The organism is Flavobacterium coralii, from assembly GCF_019891545.1.
GTDB classification, from domain to species: Bacteria; Bacteroidota; Bacteroidia; order Flavobacteriales; family Flavobacteriaceae; genus Flavobacterium; species Flavobacterium coralii.
In genome coordinates, this window is record NZ_JAHDIU010000015.1 from 1 (window position 1) to 5339 (window position 5339).

1 protein-coding gene is annotated in these 5339 nt (G+C 44.4%); it reads right to left on the reverse strand.

Going from position 1 to position 5339, the window contains the following annotated elements; genetic code table 11:
- A partial coding sequence (locus KJK34_RS14910) for a choice-of-anchor L domain-containing protein (protein WP_223054694.1) occupies nucleotides 1-5339 on the reverse strand: 5339 nt, incomplete at both ends.

Below are 5339 nucleotides of genomic sequence, written 5' to 3' on the forward strand. Positions count from 1 at the left end.
TTGTTTATGGTTACCACAAAGCTGTTTTCTGCGGTACAGTCAGGGTTGGTGTCGCTTACGGCATACACATAAAGTGTTTGTGTAGCGGTTATAACATCTCCTGCTGCAAGCATGTCGCCTTGTCCGCCTGTTGCTGTGTAGTAGTTACCCACAGTAAGGGCAGGAAGCGTGTAGCTGTCGCATGCTGTTACATCGGCTGGTGCATCCGGTACCGGGGTAGGAGCTACTGTTACAGTTACAGAACCTGTAGCTTCACAACCTGTATTATCAATAGTAACTTCATAAATACCTGCTTCAGTTACCGTAATTGTAGCTGTATTAGCCGCAATAGGGTCTCCATCCAGTGTCCAGGTATATGTTACCTGAGTACCATCAAAGTTAGTTGGAGTCACAGTAATAGTACCTGTTCCACCATCACAAATGGTAAAGTCTTCTGTCATATCAAACTCCGGTGTAAGATCCTGAATTATCAAATCAAATTCCTTCACACCATAACAGCCTGAAACAGTATTCTCTATCCTTACATAAACCGTTTGCTGGAACTGGGTTGTATTTGTATACTCCGGACCAATCGGACTTACTCCGTTTTCAGCATCTTCTGCAGTAGCATGATAAGTAACCGCATAATCATCAGGATTTTCCAGTCCTTCAAGTACAGCCGCATCATTCTCGGTTAAATCAAAGGTTGCAAAACCGGTTGCGTCACATGCTGTGAGATCATCAGGAACACCTGTTATGTCCTCAATAGGGTCATAGAATTCTACTACTATTTCTTCATCTACAAAACAGTCTGTATTTTCATAGTAAACTTCTACTTTATAAGTACCTGCTTCAGTTACTTCATATGAAGGGCCTGTTTCACCATCGATAACCTCTTCATTCTGATACCAGATAAAGTCATAAGTATCAGGATCCATTTCAGTATCTAAAAGCACCTGGCCTCCAGCACATACTGCATTACCATCTTCAATAACTAGGTCAGTACCAAATTCAGGCTCACCTATATTAAAGCTGCCACCACCAAGGAATACTGCTGAGTTTACAGCTGCATCGCTATAATCTGCAATAACGAGTTTAATGTGGTATGTTTCACCTGCTATTACGCTGGCAGATGCCTGCATCACCACTGTCTGACCATTATAACCTATTGCTGAGGCTTCAGGGTTGTTAGGGTTGTATTGACCGAAGTATTCAACGTTTGCTGAAGCACAACCGGTATTATACTGAGTATCCCTGATATTTACAACTGATACAGGAATAGTAGTACCCGGAATTACTGCCAGGTTATCACCCATTAGATCTGTTGTAGGGCCTGTAAGTATGAATGCAAATGCATCTGAGAAGAAGCACTGGAAAGTACCATACTCACTTGAAGCGAATAAGAAATCAAAGCTTATTTCATCTGAGAACGGCACGAAATCAAATTCAAGCACAGAAGCATTGTTAAGTGCACCAGTATTACCACCTTCTGCAATAATAGCAGATAAATCAGCATCACCAGGCCATCCGAAAGGATCAAAGGTTGCATTTCCCGGGTTAGGACCAGGAGCTTCAGATATGCCTCCGGTAGCCATAACTATACCATTCTCGAACGGGAATGTAGATCCATTCTGGTCAAAGTAGCCTATACTGGCTTCACCACCAAAGTCGCTGCCCTGAGAAGAAGTAACATTTGATACAAGAGCACAGTCTGAACCAATCAATACTTCCTGTACCAGTTCCTCCATTGTATATTGATCTGCACTTACAGATATTGGAGGAACAGGTGTTTTGATACAAATGTCAAAACTTGTTATAGCCGACGGGTCATTAAAGAATGTGGTATATACCATTACATAGTAAGTATTACCCGGAACTAAGCCTGTATAAACCTCACTTGTATCACCACACGAAAGTTGTGTTAGGTTACCACAGTCATCTCCTTCAAAAAGTATTTGCTGAAGGAATAAGCCGCCTGTAATATTATTTACAGTAACACTGTGGGTATTAGCCTCTGCAACAAAAGAATACCAAACATCATATTCAATATCCGTCCATGTTATACAGGTTTGAGTTACTCCTGAACCTGTTGCACCTGTCATAGAACCGGAAACAAACTCATCGCACTCTGCATCCGGGTTAACAGGCACATCAACAGCACCGTCGCAATCGTCATTTACAAGAGCAGTAACAAATGTTTCAGGGTTAGAAATAACACTGTCTCCATCTACATCGCCACAATTTGCCCTTACATAAAACACATAAGGAGTGCCCGGCTCTAGGTCTGTTGCAGTATATGGGTTTTCTGTAACTACAGTTCCCGGCTCTGTAGGCTCAGGAGAACCTATAGGCAATACCCATACTTCCCATTGTGTTTCATCACTACCGGCTTCCCATGAAAGTTCTGCACTTGTCTGTGTTATGTTAGCAACTGCAAGATCTGTTACTTCCGGACATGGTGGTATATCTTCAACAATTACATTATCAATATAAAGTATCCATCCGTCAAGCCCTCCGTTAGGAACATGCCATGCAATATGAACAGGCCCTGTAATTAATGTACCTGCATCTTCAAGGTTAACAATATATTCTACATATCCGGTATTATCATATGACGCTAGCGGAATAAGCGGAATTGTAAAATCTGCCGGGTTAGTTCCGGTAGTAGATACAAGCACTTCGAAATCATTAGGCTCGAATGAAGACTGCACCCTTTGGTGGAATTTAAGCCTTTGGTTACCGGTAAGGTTAATAGCAGGCGAAATAAGCCAGTCGTTATTATTACCGTTATTGAAGTCTGTATTTATTACAGCAACCTGGTTACCTTCAAAGGTATTAAACTGATAGTTCATGTTCCAGGTATCATTATCTCCGTTCTGGTTATTTACTGTCCAGCAGAATTCAGTATCAGAATCTGAGTTGAAGCCTTCATAGAAAGGAACATCAAAAGCAGTACATTGAGTGTTAAAGTTGTATGGGCCTGCCCATGCACTTGGCGTACCACCATCGCAAATAAGCCTGATGTAGAAGCTGTAAGCAGTACTTGGTGTAAGGCCGCTAACTTCTGCAGGATTTGTTGTTGTTGCTACACCAGGAGTAGTATCCGTTGGTGCAGGGTCTCCCTGAGGCACTATTACATATTCCCAGTTGCCTGTCGCAGGTCCGCCCCATCCAAGGTCTGCCTCGGTGGTGGTTATATTTGTTGCAGTAAGGCTTCCCGGAGGTAAACATGCAGGGTTGTTACAATCTACAGTAGTAGTGTATAGTGATGAGTTCTGAACACCTGTTCCCGGAGCTTTGGTATAAATTGTCTGGTCAAAATTGTTAACGATAGACACTCCTACCTCACCCGCAAAAGCACCGCCTGCATTCCAGAAAAGCTCAAGTGGTTCGTTGTTACAAAGTGCAACAGAAACAGTTACAGGCCCGAGACCTGTTGTAAAGCTTGGCCCTATAACAGCAACAGTAGCACCATTTTGAGATATCGTCATGGTGTTGCCATTCCAGCCGTCACCAAAACTATCGGTCATCACAAAATCGTAAACACACTGGTTTGCAAGCTCACAAACGGCAGTAGTAAATGCAAATGGTCCTGCCCATGTGCTGGTTGTTCCGCCAACACAATTAATTCTTACATAGAACTCATAGTTTGTAGCCGCAGTAAGTCCTGTAGCAGTAGCAGGGTTAGTTGTAGTGGCTATTCCGGTATCTGAATCTGCAGGAGCAGGATCACCGGCAGGTACTACAACATATTCCCAGTCGCCTGTAGCGGGGCCGTCCCACTCTAAATCAACCTGATCTGTAGAAATCTGACTAACAGAAAGACCGGTAGGAGGCAAACATGCAGGAGTATCACAATCTACAGTAGTTGTGTACAGTAAACTATTTTGCACACCTGTTCCCGGAGCTTTAGTATATATAGTCTGGTTAAACGAGTTTACCACAGAAACACCAACTTCACCCGCGAATGAACCTCCTGCGTTCCAGTACAACTGGAAAGGAAGCCCGTCGCAAAGCGGTACTGTTACCGATACCGGACCAACGCCTGTTGTGAATGTAGAACCTATTGTTGCAACAGGAATTCCGTTTTGGGAAATTGTCATGGTGTTACCATTCCAGCCATCACCAAAACTATCAGTCATTACAAATGTAAAGTTACATTGGTCGGCCACATCACAAATACTGGTGTTGAACAGGTAAGGGCCTGCCCATGCACTAAATGTTCCGTTACCGCAATCAGCCCTTACATAATATTCGTATGGTGTTGCAGGGGTAAGGCCGCCTGCAAGATAATTAGTATTTGTAGTAGCTGTTGTGCCTGCACCCGCAGGTATTCCTGCTCCGGGAGCCTGCACCACTACCTGCCATGAAGTAGCACCGCTTGGGTTTGTCCATGACAGCTGTGCAGAAGTCTGCCCTATGCCTGTTGTTGGCAGGCCTACAGGAGGGGCACAGTTAACCTGCTGAATGGTTAACGTATAAGGAGTTGTTTGAGGTGTTGCCCATGTAGAGATTACCACATAATAGGTTTGTCCTGCTGTTACGGCAAAAGTAGGTATAGAAAGCGGCACAGCAGTAAAACCTGCCACAGCACCTGCAGCACAGTTTACGCCTATGTTTGCACAGCTTGTATATACAAATACACCTGAATAAGTACCATTATTGGTTACATTTATACTAATGTTACCATTTGCAGGCGCGGTATATGAATATACCACATCATCACCATTAAGGTAAGCTGCTGTACTACCACAGCCTGATGCACCGGGGCTTCCGCTGTAGTCATCACCAAAGTTTGAGGTGTTGTTGGTAGTAGAATATGGCAGTGTAGCAATTTCTATCGGGGCGTTACAGGTTGCACCCAAAGCCACTGTACTAAAGAAGAACGGGCCTACCCATTCGCTCGTACCGCCATCGGCGCAAAGTGCACGAACGTAGAATTTATAATCGGTATCCTGTGTTAATCCTGTTGCAGGATAAGGTGGGGCACCGTTATAAACTACACCTGTTTCTGTAGGGATAGCTGCCGCAGGCAGTATCTCAATTTCCCATGAAGTGGCACCACTGTTGTTGGTCCAGGTTAGGTTAGCCGTAGTAAGGCCGAAGCTGTTGGCGCCAAGGTTGGAAGGATCGATACACTGTGACACCACAGATACGTTATCCACCAGCCAGCGGTCTCCGTTGTCGCCTGCCATAACAAAGGCAATGCGAACATTCTGGCCTACAAATGATGCCGGAATCGGCACCACCACTTCGTTATAAACGGTCTGAACCGGGTTGATCTCCAGCTCGGTCCACTCTTCAAGAAGGGTATAATCCGCAAACACACCGGCGTTAGCGGTGTTGGTGGTAATAAGCAC